At 60.8% G+C, this 16,601-nt stretch carries 17 protein-coding genes; 9 read left to right on the top strand and 8 right to left on the bottom strand.

The window, feature by feature from the left end:
- Positions 1-14 precede the first annotated feature (14 nt).
- Entirely contained in the window at positions 15-716 is a 702-nt protein-coding gene (locus tag HMPREF3175_RS07645; RefSeq protein ID WP_176745146.1) for a copper resistance CopC family protein, read from the bottom strand.
- 337 nt (positions 717-1,053) lie between these two features.
- On the opposite strand from HMPREF3175_RS07645, the gene HMPREF3175_RS07640 reads away from it, so the two are divergent.
- Positions 1,054-2,388: a CDP-glycerol glycerophosphotransferase family protein gene (locus HMPREF3175_RS07640; protein WP_083289498.1), complete on the top strand. Its 1,335-nt coding sequence runs from the start codon at positions 1,054-1,056 to the stop codon at positions 2,386-2,388.
- Between the two features lie 128 nt (positions 2,389-2,516).
- Here HMPREF3175_RS07640 and HMPREF3175_RS07635 read toward each other — a convergent pair whose 3' ends face one another.
- Entirely contained in the window at positions 2,517-3,959 is a 1,443-nt protein-coding gene (locus HMPREF3175_RS07635; RefSeq protein ID WP_070491638.1) for a variant leucine-rich repeat-containing protein, read from the bottom strand.
- A 185-nt stretch (positions 3,960-4,144) separates the two neighbouring features.
- On the opposite strand from HMPREF3175_RS07635, the gene HMPREF3175_RS07630 reads away from it, so the two are divergent.
- Complete coding sequence (locus HMPREF3175_RS07630) at positions 4,145-4,936, top strand: hypothetical protein (RefSeq protein ID WP_141742503.1); 792 nt, start codon at positions 4,145-4,147, stop codon at positions 4,934-4,936.
- A gap of 108 nt (positions 4,937-5,044) precedes the next feature.
- Here HMPREF3175_RS07630 and HMPREF3175_RS07625 read toward each other — a convergent pair whose 3' ends face one another.
- Complete coding sequence (locus HMPREF3175_RS07625; protein ID WP_035756368.1) at positions 5,045-5,281, bottom strand: helix-turn-helix domain-containing protein; 237 nt, start codon at positions 5,279-5,281, stop codon at positions 5,045-5,047.
- A 357-nt stretch (positions 5,282-5,638) separates the two neighbouring features.
- On the opposite strand from HMPREF3175_RS07625, the gene ald reads away from it, so the two are divergent.
- On the top strand, positions 5,639-6,751 hold the full coding sequence (gene ald, locus HMPREF3175_RS07620) for an alanine dehydrogenase (RefSeq protein ID WP_070491635.1): 1,113 nt from the start codon (positions 5,639-5,641) through the stop codon (positions 6,749-6,751).
- Positions 6,752-6,789: 38 nt separating this feature from the next.
- On the opposite strand, the gene HMPREF3175_RS07615 is transcribed toward ald, so the two are convergent.
- Positions 6,790-7,890 (bottom strand): YeiH family protein, encoded by a 1,101-nt coding sequence (locus tag HMPREF3175_RS07615; RefSeq protein WP_083285436.1) that lies wholly within the window; start codon positions 7,888-7,890, stop codon positions 6,790-6,792.
- 195 nt (positions 7,891-8,085) lie between these two features.
- On the opposite strand from HMPREF3175_RS07615, the gene HMPREF3175_RS07610 reads away from it, so the two are divergent.
- From HMPREF3175_RS07610 to HMPREF3175_RS07590, 5 genes are all read left to right on the top strand, one after another.
- The gene (locus HMPREF3175_RS07610; RefSeq protein WP_035756332.1) at positions 8,086-8,952 is read left to right on the top strand and encodes an NUDIX hydrolase; all 867 of its coding nucleotides are present in this window, start codon (positions 8,086-8,088) and stop codon (positions 8,950-8,952) included.
- A gap of 73 nt (positions 8,953-9,025) precedes the next feature.
- Complete coding sequence (gene aroQ / locus HMPREF3175_RS07605) at positions 9,026-9,481, top strand: type II 3-dehydroquinate dehydratase (RefSeq protein WP_070491745.1); 456 nt, start codon at positions 9,026-9,028, stop codon at positions 9,479-9,481.
- 196 nt (positions 9,482-9,677) lie between these two features.
- Positions 9,678-11,465, top strand: coding sequence for a DHA2 family efflux MFS transporter permease subunit (locus HMPREF3175_RS07600; RefSeq protein ID WP_070491633.1), 1,788 nt, complete (start codon positions 9,678-9,680; stop codon positions 11,463-11,465).
- Positions 11,458-11,964 carry a MarR family winged helix-turn-helix transcriptional regulator gene (locus HMPREF3175_RS07595; RefSeq protein WP_070491631.1) on the top strand — a complete coding sequence of 169 codons (507 nt, stop codon included), beginning with the start codon at positions 11,458-11,460 and terminating at the stop codon, positions 11,962-11,964. The genes HMPREF3175_RS07600 and HMPREF3175_RS07595 overlap by 8 nt, the downstream gene beginning before the upstream one ends.
- A gap of 211 nt (positions 11,965-12,175) precedes the next feature.
- The gene (locus HMPREF3175_RS07590; RefSeq protein WP_218078901.1) at positions 12,176-12,811 is read left to right on the top strand and encodes a DNA-3-methyladenine glycosylase I; all 636 of its coding nucleotides are present in this window, start codon (positions 12,176-12,178) and stop codon (positions 12,809-12,811) included.
- A 7-nt stretch (positions 12,812-12,818) separates the two neighbouring features.
- Here the strand turns inward: HMPREF3175_RS07590 and HMPREF3175_RS07585 are convergent, their stop codons facing one another.
- Positions 12,819-13,094 carry an ATP-binding cassette domain-containing protein gene (locus HMPREF3175_RS07585; RefSeq protein WP_052048485.1) on the bottom strand — a complete coding sequence of 92 codons (276 nt, stop codon included), beginning with the start codon at positions 13,092-13,094 and terminating at the stop codon, positions 12,819-12,821.
- A 28-nt stretch (positions 13,095-13,122) separates the two neighbouring features.
- On the opposite strand from HMPREF3175_RS07585, the gene HMPREF3175_RS10190 reads away from it, so the two are divergent.
- Positions 13,123-13,413, top strand: a complete 291-nt coding sequence (locus HMPREF3175_RS10190; protein ID WP_176744676.1) for an ArsR/SmtB family transcription factor — start codon at positions 13,123-13,125, stop codon at positions 13,411-13,413.
- Between the two features lie 96 nt (positions 13,414-13,509).
- Here HMPREF3175_RS10190 and HMPREF3175_RS07580 read toward each other — a convergent pair whose 3' ends face one another.
- From HMPREF3175_RS07580 to HMPREF3175_RS07570, 3 genes are read right to left on the bottom strand one after another with little or no spacing between them, the layout of a single operon-like run.
- Positions 13,510-14,526: a glycine betaine ABC transporter substrate-binding protein gene (locus HMPREF3175_RS07580; RefSeq protein WP_256276329.1), complete on the bottom strand. Its 1,017-nt coding sequence runs from the start codon at positions 14,524-14,526 to the stop codon at positions 13,510-13,512.
- 1 nt (position 14,527) lies between these two features.
- The gene (locus HMPREF3175_RS07575; protein ID WP_070491627.1) at positions 14,528-15,289 is read right to left on the bottom strand and encodes an ABC transporter permease; all 762 of its coding nucleotides are present in this window, start codon (positions 15,287-15,289) and stop codon (positions 14,528-14,530) included.
- The gene (locus HMPREF3175_RS07570) at positions 15,286-16,584 is read right to left on the bottom strand and encodes an ABC transporter ATP-binding protein (RefSeq protein ID WP_305366910.1); all 1,299 of its coding nucleotides are present in this window, start codon (positions 16,582-16,584) and stop codon (positions 15,286-15,288) included. Before HMPREF3175_RS07570 ends, HMPREF3175_RS07575 begins: the two co-directional genes overlap by 4 nt.
- Positions 16,585-16,601: the final 17 nt, after the last annotated feature.

The raw sequence follows: 16,601 nt of genomic DNA, 5'->3' as shown, positions 1-16,601 counted from the left end.
ACGAAAGTTGTGCCTCAGTTAGTTTTTTGGCCTCGGCTGGCGAAATACCAGACGGCCAGACCCGCTATCACAACGCCTGCGCCGGCGGCCGCGATAACCCAGACAGGGACACCTGAATCCTTTTCGGAATCAGCGCTAGCTGAGGCTTCGGCAGCACCGTCATAGATACTGCCGCTATCGACGTCCTTACCGTCAAGGGCAGGAACCTTGGGCGCGTCAGTGACATCACCTACGGAAAACGGGATAGTCCCTGAGATGGGGTGTCCATCCTCAGAAACCACACGCCACCGGATTTCGTAGTGTCCATCCGGAAGTTTCCCGTCCAAGGGCTGGGTGACTTTGAAGTCCTTGATCTTCGCGTCAAGGCCTTCAGCGTGGTTTTTCTGTTCGGCGTCCACCACCATGATCATGGTGCCCAAATCCATGGGGCGCCCCGAGAACTCAAGTGTGATGTTCTGTGGAGCCTGATCAAGTGCCTCTTGGCTGGCAGGGGTGGAGTCAATCAAACGGTCATGAGCGTGCGCGGCTGGCGCACCAAAGATCGAGGCGATGAGCAGCAACAGCGTGAACGCCACCGCACCTAATGCGACGGCAAGGCGCTGTGCACCGACGGCAGAGGCCGATGCACCGACGGCAGAGGCCGATGCGCCGACGGCAGAGCCCGGTGTAGCGACGGGCGCCGGTGCAACGGTAGACCTCGCTAGTGTGCGCGTCATGCTTTCGATCTCCCCCATGAGCTATACGTGCTTGAACACTGTGATATCGAGTACGCACCTAACTCTACAAGATGTAGTCACTATTTCCTATTGGCGGTCACATCAACGCAGTCACTAAGCCCGCGCAACCACCAGTTCCGCGCAGATCATCAAGGCGCACACCCACGGCTTTAATTATGGAGCATGCCTCGAACAGAAACCTGTTTCACGCTTGTAATATAGAGTTGATTATTTGGCAAGCCCTCGTTCACCTAGGGCCACAAGGCCGTTACCTACCCCATCATGTGCGCGCCCTCATTGTGAGTGAGCCCTCGTTCTACGTTTATGCAGGAGTCCTGTGGAAAAGCAGCTGAAGAAGTTCGCCCGTAAAATTTTCCGGTCCAAAGCCTGGAAAGCCTCCAGCCAGTGGCTGCGAGGCACCCGCGACTACAACCTGACCGCTAAAGAGTACGCAGACTCCGCCGCTCCGGAAGCACAGATCCTCGCATACTTCGGCGATACCCGCGCCAAGCTCTACCAGCTGCGCCAGTGGATCCCCGTGCTTGAAGAGCTCAACGAAACCGTACCGACCGCGATCTTCCTGCGCCGCCCATCGGCCATTAAAGCGGTAGAAGAAATGACGAGCCTACCGGTCGTCTACCGCGGCAGCTTCGACCGCATGATCAGCTACTACGAAGAACACAAGCCAAAGCTGTTCCTCTACGTCAACAACGGCCGCTCCAACTTCCAGACCCTCAGCTACGCACCAGCCGTGCACGTGCACATCAACCACGGCGAATCCGACAAGCTCTCGATGGTATCCAACCAGGCGAAAGCCTACGACGCCGTCTTCACCGCCGGCCCGGCCGCGCTACGCCGCCACCGCCGCGCACTCATCGACTTCGACGAATCCAAGCTCATCTCCGTCGGCCGCCCGCAGCTGGACCTCGACTACGAGAACGAACTGCCAGAAACCACCCTGCGCACCATCATGTACGCACCAACCTGGCAGGGTGAAAACGACAACAACAACTACACCTCGATCGACTGCTACGGCCCACAAATCATCGAAGCCGCCCTCGCAACCGAAGGCACCCGCGTAATCTACAAGCCACACCCACGCGTGGCAGGGGCACGCCAGGCCGACATGAAGGCAGGCCACCGCCGGATCATGGAACTCATCGAAGCGGCAAACGAGGAAGGCGGCGAGCACCTCGTGTTACGCACCGGAAATATCCTCGCGATGTTCGCTGACGTTGACCTCATGATCACCGACATCTCCAGCGTCGGCCTGGACTTCCTCTACCTCAAGGCTGACAGCCCGATGCTGTTGACCGACCGCCGCACCAACCGCAAGCATCTCACCGACGAATCCCCGGTCGCCTCCGCTGTACCAGTGATCGACGCAGACACCGTGGATACACTGGCTGAGATGATCGCCGATGCGCTGGCCAACGGTGGCGATAAGGACGCTCGCGCTGAAGCCCGGGCACTGTACTTCGGTGACTACGGCGTCGGCGAATCCCGCGTGGCTTTCATCGACACCGTGCAGCGGCTCATCGCTGAACGCGCGGAGAAACTCAAGCACCTCGTCCTCCCAGCAGCCACCGCAGCCGAAGCCGGAGACGACCCAGAGGAAGACAACCTCGAAGGCGAGAACACGGCCGCTGAAAACCCGGCCGAAGAACACTAGAACACAGCAAGTCCAGCCCCAACCGGGCGAGGACTACAACACAGCAACGCCCCGGGGCTATTGACTGCACCCCGGGGCGTTGCTGTATCGCTGTAGCTCTGCGGCTCTGTGACTTTGTAGCTTTGCGGCTAGTACGTGATGAAGTGGGAGCGGCTCAGGAATACACCGCGCCCGGTTTTGCTGTTCCAGCAGGTGAGGCCGTGCTCTTCAGAGACGCACACGAAATCACCGTGGACAACGGATTCGCCGTATCCGAGCTTCTGACCCTTGAACCCGTCTTCACAGCCGTTCTTCTCGAAGCAGAACTTACCTTCGTGGGAGCCGCCGTAGCTCGCCAAAGACTTGTTGGCGCCCAAGAACACGTACGGAGTGGTGCCTTGCTTAGGTTTCGGGTTCGCGGCTACCGGCGCCCGGTCCTTCCACGACTTCACGGAGCACGCGATCGAGTCGCCAGCATCCCCGCTGTCATCGTCACTGTTTTCACGCAGGCGAATGTCACAACCGATATTGCCGGTCGGGGTCATGACCGAGGCGATCGTCATGCCGTCTTTCTCGACCGTAGCCTGCGGCTGCTGGGCATCATCCGGAGCCGGACCACGGGCACCCGCGTACACCTGCGGCGGCAACGGAGTCTGGTCCTTCTCCTCAGGCTCTTCCTCGTCCTCATCCTTCGCCGGCTCGTCGCTTGGCTCCTCGGATGGGCTCGCGTCCGTGGCTTCAGCGACCGTATTCGGCGCCGAGTCCTTGTTTTTATTGCCTCCAAAGAGTGTTGTCGCCGCGAAAACCACGGCAACGATCGCTAGCACCGCCACAATTACTATGGGCAACACGGCCCCGGAACGGCGGCGCGGCTCTCGATCTTCCTCAACATATTGGTCTTCCTCAACATATTCGTCGGAGTGATCATCGTAGGAATCCTCCGGCGGATAAAAGCCCGCGTACCGAGTGGGTTGCTGTGGGGCGGGCTGCTGGGCCGGCTGCTGCGGGTTTGAAAATTGTTGCGGGGCCGCTGCCGCTTGGGCGTTGAACTGCTGGGTTGCTTGCGCATCCCCGTATTGCGCATCCCCGGACTGCTGGGCGCCGCATTGCCCAGCGCCATACTGCTGGGCGTTGAACTGTTGCGTAGCTTGATCGTCATGCTGCTGAGCATTGAACTGCTGCGTTGCTTGATCATCAAATTGTTGTGCAGCACCGTATTGCTGAGCCCCGTACGGTTGCGGGCTGTGTGGTTGCGTGTTGTGCGGCTGGGCTGGCGGGTTGGGAGGCATGTCCCCCACCGCCGCATCCTCTGGAGTGACCGGTGGCAGGATCGGGGAAAATACAGGCCCTTCGGCCGGGCGAGGCGGCTCGCTGACGGCCTGCATGTGTTGCGTAGCCTCAGCGTCAGGGGCGTCCGCCCCAGGGATTTCGGCGAGGATCTGAGCCACCAAACCGGCAGGGCAGTTCGGGTGCATGAAGACCTGGCTCCTCAGCTGAGGATATTGCTCAGCGATACGAACCAGTTCATCAGCAGAAAGTTGCGGATCTTGCAAACGCGAACGCGCCTCGTCCATCTCCCCATCCTCGAACACGATGTCAAAAACTCCTCAGCTGTGCTCTTAACACAGCTAAAGAACAGTGCAAACATTGATTGTAGACTGTTTCGCCCCGCCCTGAGGAGAGCACTATGAACAGCCAGAACCCTCAACAGTCGGCGCCACCATCCTCCACCCCACCCGCTCGCGAGCAGAAACGCTCAGCCCGAATGATAGCGATTGTGAGCGCCGTAGTCGCTGTTCTCGTGTTGATTGCGGGGATCATATGGATCGTGGTTCGCGGCGGATCCGAGGACAACGCGAAACAGCCTTCACCTGAAAACCCGGCCGCCACAACAACCACCAGCGCAGAAAATGACGGGGCGGCTCCCTCGGATACTCAGGCCTCGGCTACGGACGCCACCTCAGAAGAACCCGGCGCGAGCGGCACCGGCGGCACCGGCGACGACAGCGAAGACCAGGGCAACAACGAGCAGGGCAGCGACTCGGACCGGAAGCCAGACACGGGCGTGGACGTTCAGGCCGGGAAACTACCGAAAGCTGGGGCGCCCGCCCCACGCTCCGCTATCGAAGCGAAACGCACCCGTCAGGTACGCGGCAGCCTCGTTGCCTCGATCCAGGTACCGAGCGGCAACATCGTATGCAACATCTATAAACCTGAATCAGACCAAGACCGCATGGGCAATCAGCTGATGTGCACCGTCGACTCCTGGAAAACCAACCCGCCTAAGAACTTCAGCGAAGAAGCCCCGCACCATACCCCGGATGACGATGCGATGGTCGCGATCACCGAAGCCGACCGGAAACCGTTCTACGGAAGCGGCCGTGTAGAAGATAAGTGCTACAAGAAAGACGTGTGCGAGAAAGGTTTCGAAGGCCAGGTGCTCGAGTACGGGACCGCCGTGAAACACGGTGACTACGTATGCCAGTCTGAAAAGGCCGGCCTCACGTGCTGGAACACCAAGACCGGCCGCACAGTATTCATGAGTAAAGAAGACCTGCGAGTCTTCTAGATTTATGAGCACAGAAGACCTCCGCGTTTTCTAACAACGAAGGTCTTCTGCGCTAGCTAAGCCCAGCGGTCTAGCTTCGGGGCTCAGTTCTTAGCCGAGTCTCAGCGCTTAGTCGGCGAATTCGTCAGCGAGTTTATCCATCGCCGCGGCTTCACGGGTGTATTCGTACTGCCGCTGAATATAGGACTCGAGCTCGTCGCGTTCGATGCGCCAAATGCCGCGGCCACCAACCTTAATGGCTGGTAGAGCGCCTGTTCGCACCAGCGAGCGGGCCTGCTGCATGCTGACGTTCAACTCATCAGCTACGTCCTCTAGACGTAGGAAACGAGGCTGTTTTTTCTCCATACGGTTCTCCCCCAAACGGTTCTCCACAAGCTCACAACTATCCCGATGGACAGGTCATCGAACAGATGTGGATGCACCCCACCAGGTCTTTCTTATGGAATTAGATACAGAATATCACCGCCAGGCGCCAGCAAGAAAGAGCTAACAGCATAAAAGAGAGGCAAAGCGGGCACACAGCCAGGCGCGGCGCTTCAAGGTGAATGTGACCGCCACATTAAGGCATGATGTGTGTGATAGGTCACAGCTTTACTACGGCCACTCCACGGACCACATTTCGAACAGTCACGGTCTAAACAGGCACAGCCTAACCAGACACAACCCAAGCAGATACAACCCAACTATGAGTACGGAGTCCACATGCGCATCGGTGTCCCCACTGAAGTCCTCAACAACGAGTCCCGCGTAGCGATCACTCCTGCCGGGGTATCCGAACTCGCGGCTCAAGGCCACGAGGTCCTGGTCCAGTCCGGCGCTGGCATCAACGCAGGCCATAGCGATGACGACTATGCGGCCGTGGGCGCGCAGATCGTCGCGGACGCCGAACAGGCGTGGGCCGCCGAACTCGTCCTCAAAGTCAAGGAACCACAGCCGAGCGAATACAGCCTGCTACGTAAAGACCAGGTGCTGTTCACCTACCTGCATCTTGCCGCATCGCGCGAATGCACTGACGCTCTGTTAGAAGCCGGCACCACATCGATCGCATACGAGACCGTGACCCAGGGCCGCACGCTGCCGTTGCTCTCCCCGATGTCCGAGGTGGCGGGCAGGCTTTCTGCGCAGATCGGGGCCACACTCCTGCAACAGCCAGCTGGCGGCTCAGGCATTTTGATGGGCGGCGTTCCAGGGACGCGGCCAGCGAAAGTTGTGGTGATCGGCGCCGGAAACGCTGGGGAACAAGCCGCACGCACAGCCCAAGGCATGGGTGCAGAGGTCACGATCGTGGACATTTCCGCATCCCGCCTCCACGAGATCGACAACCTCGCCCGCGGCCACATCAAAACCATGGCCTCAACCAAGCTCGCGATCGCCGAACTCGTGAAAGAGGCTGACCTCGTGATCGGTTCCGTGCTCATCCCGGGTGCGGCTGCGCCGAAGCTCGTGACCCTCGACATGGTCAAGACGATGCGTCCAGGATCGGTGCTCGTGGACATCGCGATCGACCAGGGCGGGTGCTTCGAAGGCTCCAAACCAACCACGCACGACAACCCGACCTACCGCGTGCACGACGCTCTCTACTACTGCGTAACCAACATGCCCGGCGCCGTCCCACAAACCTCAACCGCGGCACTCACCAACGCGACACTCCCCTACGTGATGCAGCTAGCGAATAAGGGCTGGCGGGATGCGCTCGCGGCCGATGAGGGCTTCGCATCCGGACTCAACACCTGCGACGGGAAGGTCACCAACCGCGGAGTCGCCGAGGCACACGGAATGGACTTCGTGGCTCCCGCAGACGTGCTCGCAGGCTAGGAACGGGTCTACAAACTGGCGGTCGGCGCCGCGCCATACTAACTGAGCGCCGGTGCCGCGCCGAGCGCGATGCACACGATCACAACGAGGATGATCACCACGCTCGAACCCGCACCGAGAAGCAGTGGGCGGCCGCCGAGCTTCATGAGCGATTTCACGTGAACGCCCAGACCGAGCGCGAACATCGCTGAAGCCAACAGGAATGTTTGGGCGATCTTCGCGACATCCAGAACCGGTTGCGGAACGATGTGCAGCGACGCGATCACAACCATCACGATGAACCCGAGCACAAACAGCGGCATGATCGGCGGGAGCTTGACCTCCGCATCGGCGCTATCTGCGCTACCGTCTGAACCGTCTACGTTGCCGCCGGTGCCGCTAGCTGTGGCGCGGGCCGCGCTTGCGTCTCGGCGAGCGCTGAGCGATACGGCGGCGATCATCGGGGCGAGCATCAGGACTCTTGCGAGCTTGACGGTGACGGCGGTGGATAGGATGACGCCGCCTCCTGCGATACCGCCTGCCGCGACTACTTGGGCGACTTCGTGGACGGAACCGCCGATGAACATGCCGGCGGCGGCATCGTCATAGCCGAGTAGCTGCGCCAGAAGTGGAGCGATGGGGATCATGAGCGTCCCGCACACTACGACCATCGCGACCGCGGCAGCAACGAACTCTTGTTTGGCGCGGGTAACACCTTGCATTCCGGCGACGGCCGCGGCGCCGCAGATCGAGAAGCCTGCGGCCATTAGCATCCGTAGGTCTTTTTCGATGCCGAGCGCCTTACCGAGCCCGAGGGTCGCAACGAATGTGATGGCCACTGCAGCGACGGCGACCACGATCACGCCCCAGCCGAGGCTAGCGATCTGGGTGACGGACAGTTGCAGGCCAAGGAGCACGACCCCTAGCCGCAAGACCCGTTTAGCGGCAACCGCGATGCCGGGATCGAAGACTGCGGGCACTGGGGCGAGGTTACGCCATAGAGCGCCGAGCAGGATCGCGATCAGCATGACCGGGATCGAGGCGTTCAACGCGCCCAATCCGATACACACAGCCCCCACCGCGAACGCGAGTCCAAGCCCCCACCACACTGACGGTTTCGCAACCGTGCCGTTGCTCTGTTGGGCTTGGTTCCTGGCCACGTGACGCTCCTCGTTAGGTAGGCGGGCTTGAAGTATGTCGCACCCTTCAGGCTAGACCCTGCCCCACCCTGTATCCACAGACTCGGTTCATGATTGCGCAGAAACACTAGACTCAAGACAACACTGAATTCAGGCAAGCACCAGACACAAGGCAAGCGTCCAGCCGCATGGTAACGATGAGAGAAAGGCCCCGATGTGACTTCTTCGACGTCCGCTTCGACGTCCGCGTCAGCTAAAAACTCTGCGTCAGTACTGCTGGTCCGCCCCGCCTCTGAGGCGAGCAGCGGCGTTGAGGTGTTCGTGCATGTGCGTGCCAACAGTATGGAGTTCGCGCCGGGCGCCGTGGTGTTCCCTGGCGGCGGCGTTGATCCGAGCGACGCTGACGGCACTTCAGCCTGGGAATTGCCGGCGCCGCTTGCGGCATCACTGACAGATGACGCGGCAGAGGCGTCCGGGATTTCTGCGGCTGAGCGCGGCCGCCCGGTCGCCCCACAGACCCTTGTTGCCGCGGCGGTGAGGGAAACCTTCGAAGAATGCGGGGTTCTGCTCGCCCGCCCAACCGAGGAATCCACCAGCCCGGGGCTGCATCCTGAGCGGGAGGCACAGCGCCGAGCGTTGGAGGAGCACCGCATCGGGATCGATCAGGCAATCACAGCGCTCGCTGCGGTCCCCCACCTGGAGAGCATCGTGTGCGTTGACCGTTGGATCACCCCCGCCAGCCTGCCGAAACGCTACGACACCCGGTTCTTCGCAGCGGTACTCCCTGAAGGGCAGATAGCCGATGGCCACACGAGCGAATCCGTAGACAGCTTCTGGATCCGGCCCGAGGAAGCGCTACGCCGCTATAAGGAAGGAACGCTTATGGTGATGGCGCCGACGTGGGCGCAGCTTATTCGGCTTGCGCAAGCCGAAACCGTCGAAGACGCCCTGAAGCCCGCCGCCACAGGCGTCACGATGCCGCGCATCATCAAAGAACCCGGCGCGAAACCAGGTGCTAAGACGCGCATCGCGTTCTGGGGCGAAGAAGCCTACATTGCAGCCGGCAAACCCATCTACAGCTAACCCATCCCACCACAATTCCTAGCCACCAGCGGAACCGAACCCAACTGCCCCGATAGCCAAAGCGAGCATGATCATGAGCACCAAAGCACAACGCACCGTGTATGTTTTCAACGGCCCCAACCTCAACCTGTTGGGCACCCGCGACCCGGAAACGTACGGGACCACGACCCTCAGCGACGTCAAGGACCTGTGCGAGGCCGCTGCTGCCGGGCAGGGACTGACTCTGGATTTCCGGCAAACCAACCACGAGGGCGAGCTCATCGACTGGATCCACGAAGCCGGGGCCGCCGTCAAGGACGGAAAGGCGGTGGGTGTTGTGCTCAACGCCGGGGCATACACGCACACCTCGCTCGCCCTCGCAGACGCGATCTCGGGGGCCTGCTGCCCCACCATCGAAGTGCATATCTCCAACGTTCACGCGCGCGAAGAGTTCCGGCACCACTCCTACCTCTCCCCCGTTGCGAAGGGAATCATCGTGGGGCTCGGGGTCACCGGCTACGAACTCGGGATCCGTGCTCTCGCCCAGTAACACTGGGTTCATCTGGCACAACGCACTTAGCCGGTAAACAGCCTCGCCCCGTAAAACCTGGACCCCGGCCCGTGACCGCGCGCCGTGTCGCGCAAGACACCACGCAAGTAGTTGACAATGCGCAACTACCTTGGATTATTGTTGACTTTCATCAACAACTTTTGTCGTGACTGCCGCAACATGTCCAGGAGGTTGCATGGCCGAAAACCCTGCGTCTGAACAGAACCCTGCACCGGCATCCAACCCGGCGCCGATGTCTCACAGCGCCAAGATCCAGTCGCTGACAGCGCTGATCATGGCGATGTTCGTGGGCATGATCGCCAACACGGTCGTCTCAACCTCGATGCCGCGCATCGTTCACGACCTCGGCGGTACACAGGCACAGTATTCGTGGGTTGTCGCGGCCGCAATGCTCGCGATGACGGTCACGGTCCCGATTTGGGGCAAGCTCTCTGACCTGCTGGACCGCAAGATGTTGATGCAGGTCTCGCTCGCGATCTTCGTCTCAGCAACAGCGTTCGCCGGCTTTTCACAATCCATCGACATGCTCATCGCCGCCCGCGTGTTCCAGGGGATCGGTATCGGCGGGACGATGACGTTGTCACAGATTGTGATGGCTGACGTCATTTCGCCTCGTGAACGCGGTAAATATATGGGGATTTTCGGTGCGGTCATGGCGTTCGCGACCGTCGCCGGGCCGCTGTTGGGTGGCTGGATCACGGATACGTTCTCTTGGCGCTACAACTTCTATATCGCGTTACCGGTAGCGATCGTCGCGTTCATCATGCTGCAAACCCGCCTGCACTTGCCGCCGCAGGAGTACCGCCGCTTCCGCCTCGACGTGCTCGGGCTGGTGTTGCTCTCCAGCGGTATCTCCCTGTTGCTGATTTGGGTCACGATGGGCGGCAACGCTCCCGGGGCGATGTTCCCGTGGAAGTCGGTTGAGACGCTGTGGATGACCAGCGCATCGGCTGTTTTGTTGATCGCGTTCGTGTTCGTTGAGTTGCGTACGGACGAACCGTTGCTGGATTTGCGGTTGTTCAAGAACCGTACGTTCACGCTTTCGGTGATCGGTTCGATCGCGGTGGGGCTGGCGATGTTCGGCGCGACCGTGTACCTGTCTCAGTTCATGATTATGGCGCGCGGCGCGAGCCCCACCATGGCGGGCATCATGACCATCCCGATCATGGTGGGCAGCATGATCTCCGGCAACGTCGTCGGCGTCATCATCAGCCGCACGGGCGTGTGGAAACCGTATGTGATCGCGTGCTCCGTCATGCTGGTTGTGGGGCTCGGATTGATGTCTGTGGTTCGCGCGGACAGCAACTATTGGTTCATGGCGGTGCTCATGTTCCTCATGGGTGCCGGTGTGGGCGGCACGATGCAGAACTTTGTTTTGCTGACGCAGAACGCTGTGCATCCGCGGGTCATGGGGGTTGCATCTTCCGCGGTGGCTTTCTTCCGTTCGATGGGCGGGACCGTTGGTATCGCTTGGCTCGGTGGTGTGCTCGCTAACCTCGCTCCGGCGTTGATTTCTGATAGGCAACAGGACTTGATGCGCGCGATTTCTAGCCTCCCGGCGTCCGAGCGGGCCGCGGTTTTGGACATGCAGACCTCTGGCGAGTTGCCGGCCCCGAGCATGCTCCCGGATTCTGTGGCAACCATCATTGAGCACGCCTACGGTGAGGCAATCGCGCACTTGTTCCTGTACGCCGCACCGTTCGCTGTGCTTGGCCTGGTGGTTGCGATCTTCATCCCGAACCTGAGCTTGTCGACTCATACCCGCCACGAAGAGCTCGCCCGCACCGCAGGGACCGACAGAGAGCCTGCTGGTGAGGAAACGACTGGGTCCGCAGGCAACCCGGGCTCTGCGGATAACTCTGGGGCTACGGGGAGGCCCGGGTCTGCTGGTAGTTCAGGGCCTGTTGACAAGTCCAGGCCTAAGAACATGGTGCCGCGGCAGGAGGTGCGCCGAGATGTCTGATGCGTGTAGCGAGGAGTTCACGGAGCAGCTGCGTTCGCTGACCCGCGAGTACCGGATCCTGTTGGCCGCGGCTCGCCGCAGCTTCCGTGAGCAGGCCGCCGCCCTGGATGCGTCCCTCCAACCGTTCGACGGGGTTGTAGCTTCCGCGCTGTACCGTCGGTTCATGGAGACCGGCAGTTGCACCCCGGACGCCGGGATGACGGTGACCGAGCTGTCCGAGGTTGTGGATGCCGATAAGTCGATGGTGTCCCGCGCGATCAAACGGCTTGAGACTGCGGAGCTGTTGGTGCGCACCGCGGACCCGAAGGACGCCCGGAGCTATCTTCTGGTTCTGAGCGATTCGGCGCGAGCTCGCTTCAAGGATTACGTTATGAAGCGGCAACAAGAATCCGCCGTCATGTTCGAGGACTGGAGTATCGAGGAAGTCTCGAGGCTAGCCGCGCTATTGAAGAAACTCAACGACAGCCGCACCCGGATGCAGGGTCGAGAAGCGCTATAGCTCGGGTTTCGGCAATCCACACCCGGTTCCTATCGGAGTTTTATCCACGGATTGAGGGTGCGGCTGTTTCGCGCCCGTGTTGTGCTGGGAGGCTGGAAACCCTGAGCATAACAGCCGCCTGAAAGGAGCCGTCGTGACCGATTCAGCTGACCAAACCGAGTTACTTGACCACACCGAATCAACTGAGCAAACCGAGGTACCTACCCAGGACCTGGCGTTGCCCCGCACAGCATGGGCGTTGCAGGATCCGCTTCTGACCGAGTATTACGACACCGAATGGGGCCGGCTGATCACGAGTGAGCGTGGGTTGTATGAGCGGATCGTGCTCGAATCCTTCCAAGCGGGGCTGTCTTGGCTCACTGTCCTGAAGAAGCGCGAGGCCTTACGGGAGGTCTTCGCAAACTTTGACCCGGAGGCGGTCGCGGAGTTCACCGAGCAGGACGTCGAGCGGCTGCTGGCTGATGCCCGGATTATCCGCAACCGCGCCAAGATCGAGGCCGCGATCACCAACGCACAAGCAACGCTTGCGTTGCGTGAATCGGGTGGGCTCGCCGCACTCGTGTGGTCGCATACCCCGGCGCGCAGCTGCGTTCCTGTAACCGAGGAAGAGATCCCTTCGCAAACCGAGGAGTCCCGCGAACTCGCACGCGCCCTGCGCGGGCAGGGTTACCGTTTCGTGGGCCCGACCACCGCGTTCGCGCTGATGTGCGCGGTCGGGATGGTCGATGCCCACGTCACCTCATCCCACATGCGGGGCGTGTGCGGACTACGCGATGCCGCTGGCCAGTTGACCGAAGAAGGCAGGCGCTTCGTCGACGAGGTAACCGCGCCCGCTACTGCGCCATAATGACCCGCTACTGCCCTGTGATGCGGATGGTTGTGCTCGCCATCGCTGTCAACAATGGGGAGTCATGCGAAACGATCGCGGCCGCTGCTTGATCCTCGGCCACTACGTCCCCGATCACGTCCCACACTCGAGAGGCAGTGCGAGAATCCAATGCAGAGGTCGGCTCATCCGCGAATAAATACCGCACAGGCCGGACCAGCCCACGAACCACAAGCGCGCATTGAAGCTGACCATCGGAAACCTCATGTGGCTTCCGGCCCAGAAGTTCGCGCTCTAGTCCCACACGCTCCTATAAGATGAGGGCTCGCTCATTGAGGACTTTAGCGCGCGGCCGAATCCGGCCCCGGCCAAAACTCAGCGGAGCCGCGACTGTCTCAGCGAACGTCACCGAACTCGCCGAGGCCGCCGGGATCACGCCGAACGCAACGACACAAGCCTTGCGACGACTCGAAGACTCAGGCCTCGTCCTCCCTCGCCGGGATGGCCGCCACCGCCGCTGGTCACTCACCGACCCACGCATCCACGAGCTACTCCACCTGGTCAGTGCTCCCCACACCGAACTGCACCCGGAACACAAAACTTTCCCGGAAAATCAGCACTAAGAGCCTCGGCACTTCGCCGTAACAATGGCGAGACAATACGCAAAACGGGCTGGCACCCCCCACCCGGTGCCAGCCCTTTCTGCGTACGAGACGAGACTATTTCTCGCTAATGAACCCTTCTTCGACCATCCATTCATAGGCCACATCCGATGGGTCTTGGCCATCGACGTCGACCTTGAGGTTGAGCTCCTGGAAGGTTTCGTTGTTCATTTTCTCTGTGATCTTCTCGTAGTTCTTCTCAAGCTGTGGATACTTCTTGATGAACTCGGCGTTATACAACGGAGCGATCTCATAGGACGGGAAATACTTCTTATCGTCCTCCAGGACCGTCAGGTTCAGCGACTTGATGCGGCCATCCGTTGCGAAGACCTCACCGAAGTTGCACGTCCCACGGGCGGTCGCCTCATAGATGGCGCCCGTATCCATCACGGACACGTTGGAAGCCGGAACGCCGTCCGCTTTACCTAGATCCATCTGGTAGTGGGCAAGCAACGGTTTGAAACCATCGGCACGGGAATTGAACTCCGCCTCAACACAGAACGTGCGGTCCTCGGCCGGGAGCTTGCCGACATCGGAAAGTGTCTTCGCATCCCCGAGCTTCTTGGCCGCATCCGCGCTGTAGGCGATCGCGTACGTGTTGTTCAGCTCGCCGGGCTTGCCCCACGTGATGCCGTTCTCGCGGTCCGCCTCGGCCACCGCCTGCCACTGCTTCTGAGGGTCCGGAATACCTTCCTCGCCACCCAGATAGGACAGCCACACGGTTCCCGTGTAATCGAACATGACGTCCGCCTTGTGCTGCTCCATGAGCTTACGCGCCGGCACAGAACCCGGAACGTTCGTAAGGTCCTTGACGTCAAAGCCCGAGGCCTTCGCCGTCAACACCGCGATCTTGCCCACAATCTGCTGCTCCGTGAAGTTCTTGGAGGTCACCACGATCTCCTGACCCTCCGCGCCATCGACCTGTTCAAGGCTTCCAGGGCCCGGATCCTTCACGAAAGCCGCCGATGACTGCAGCCCGCACGAGCTCAACGCGAGCCCCACCGCGGCGAGCGCGGTCATCGCCATGATGCGAGACCGGCGGGGACCATTCAGTTTCTTTTTTACGAAAGCCACCTCACAAGCCTTTAGGACGGGCGACGTGCTCGACTACGCGCCCGACCCAGTCGATTACCAACGCCAGCAGCGCAACCAGGATTGCGCCCACCACTACAACGGTGGTCTGTGACAGGTTCACGCCCGTGGTGATGAGCAGCCCCAAACCGCCGCCGTCGATGAACGTCGCCAGCGTTGCTGTACCAACCAGCAGAACCAACGCGGTACGGATACCGGCGAGCATCACCGGGACCGCCAGCGGCAGCTCAACCCGGAACAGGACCGAAAGAGAGGACATTCCCATGCCGCGGCCAGCCTCGATCAAGCGCCGATCCACGCCATCCAAGCCCACCATCGTGTTCCGCAGTACCGGAAGCACCGCGTACACCACGAGTGCGACCACCGCGGACCAGAACCCGAAGTCCATCCACATAGCCAGCAACACCACAAGCCCGATGGCAGGCGCGGCCTGGCCAATGTTCGCCACCGCGATCACGGGGCCGGTGAGGAAACGCAGCGGCTTGCGGGTCAGCAGTACGCCCAGCGGGATCGCGATCGCCAAAACGATCAGCGTGGAAACCACCGTGAGCTCGATGTGCTGAACAGTCAGTTCAGCCAGGCTCTTCGGAGACAATGTCGATGCGGCGGTGGGGCTCAACTCAGCTGCCGCCAGATAGATGAAGACCGCCCCGATCAGACCCAACAACACCAGCAACTGGATGCCTAGACCCAGCCAGTTGTGCGAGGTGACTTTCGGTTTCTTCGCAGTAGTTTGGCTCGTCACAGGCGACCTTCCTCACCAGCGCCACCCGCGGCAGGCCCCTCTTGCGGACCAGTCCCTTCTGGGGCCTGAGTTTCGGCCGGAGCATCGGCCTCCGGCATCGGGGTGTCGCCTTCACGGTTGGCATCCGACTGCGTCGCGACCGCCGGGATCGCGCCCGAGTTCATACCCACTGGCGCGTTGCGATCATCGGCCAGCTTGCGTGCCTGACCAATCCACGCCGTCACGGACTCGATGTCCACAACACCCTGGAGTGCGCCGCGGCGGCCCGCAACAATCGCATGGCCCGTGGTTGCTACAAGCATCGCATCCAACGCGTCATTGAGAGTGGCGTCCATACCGATCACCGGGAGGTCATCGACCACCTGATCCGAGATGACCTCCATACGAGACAAGTCACGACGGGTAGGCCACTGGATTGGACGCTCACGCGAATCCACCACGACCGCCCTCCGATGCCCGGCCGCCTGGACGCGCGACAAAACATCCGAAGCCTTCTCGCCAGGGCGAGCCACAACCGGCTCAAGCAGATCCACTTCACGCACACGCGAAAGCGACAACTGCTTGATGCCCGCGCCAGCCCCGATGAAACCCTCAACGAACTCGTTGGCAGGCTGAGCCAAGATCGCCTCAGGCGAGTCATACTGAACCAACTGGGCGCCCACATCGAACACAGCGATCCAGTCACCCAACTTCATCGCTTCCTCGAAATCGTGGGTCACGATCACGATAGTCTTGCCCAGCTCCTCATGGATCGAAAGCAGCTCATCCTGCAACCGCTGGCGCGTAATCGGATCCACCGCACCGAACGGCTCATCCATCAGCAGCACCGGCGGATCAGCCGCCAGCGCGCGAGCCACACCCACACGCTGCTGCTGACCACCCGAAAGCTCCTTAGGATAACGCTTCCGATACACCTTCGGATCCAAAGAAACCAGCTCAAGCAACTCATCAACACGTTCGCTGATGCGCTTCTTATCCCAGCCGAGCATCTTCGGAACCAAAGCGATGTTCTTCTCAACCGTCATGTGTGGAAACAAGCCGCCAGCCTGGATCACATAACCGATCTTGCGGCGCAACTTATCACCGTTCATCCCGGTGATGTCCTCTTGGTTGATGAAGATCTTGCCCTCAGTTGGCTCGATCAGCCGGTTCATCATCTTCAACGTCGTGGTCTTACCGCAGCCCGAAGGGCCCACCAACGCAACAATCGAGCCGGCGGGGATCTCCATCGTCAAACCACCGACAGCCGGAGTCGAAGTCCCCGGATACCGCTTAGTCACATCCTCCAAATAGATCCGGGCACCGTGACGAG

Source organism: Arthrobacter sp. HMSC08H08 (assembly GCF_001807575.1).
Classification (GTDB): domain Bacteria; phylum Actinomycetota; class Actinomycetes; order Actinomycetales; family Micrococcaceae; genus Pseudoglutamicibacter; species Pseudoglutamicibacter albus.
The sequence above is the reverse complement of the archived record's forward strand: the minus strand, read 5'-3'. Positions and strand labels throughout refer to the sequence as shown.

Bases quoted from the DNA above. Each gene is read 5' to 3' on its own strand.
- HMPREF3175_RS07645 (WP_176745146.1), bottom strand. From the start codon at position 716: ATGACGCGCACACTAGCGAGGTCTACCGTTGCACCGGCGCCCGTCGCT.
- HMPREF3175_RS07625 (WP_035756368.1), bottom strand. From the start codon at position 5,281: ATGGAGAAAAAACAGCCTCGTTTCCTACGTCTAGAGGACGTAGCTGAT.
- ald (WP_070491635.1), top strand. From the start codon at position 5,639: ATGCGCATCGGTGTCCCCACTGAAGTCCTCAACAACGAGTCCCGCGTA.
- aroQ (WP_070491745.1), top strand. From the start codon at position 9,026: ATGAGCACCAAAGCACAACGCACCGTGTATGTTTTCAACGGCCCCAAC.
- HMPREF3175_RS07600 (WP_070491633.1), top strand. From the start codon at position 9,678: ATGGCCGAAAACCCTGCGTCTGAACAGAACCCTGCACCGGCATCCAAC.
- HMPREF3175_RS07595 (WP_070491631.1), top strand. From the start codon at position 11,458: ATGTCTGATGCGTGTAGCGAGGAGTTCACGGAGCAGCTGCGTTCGCTG.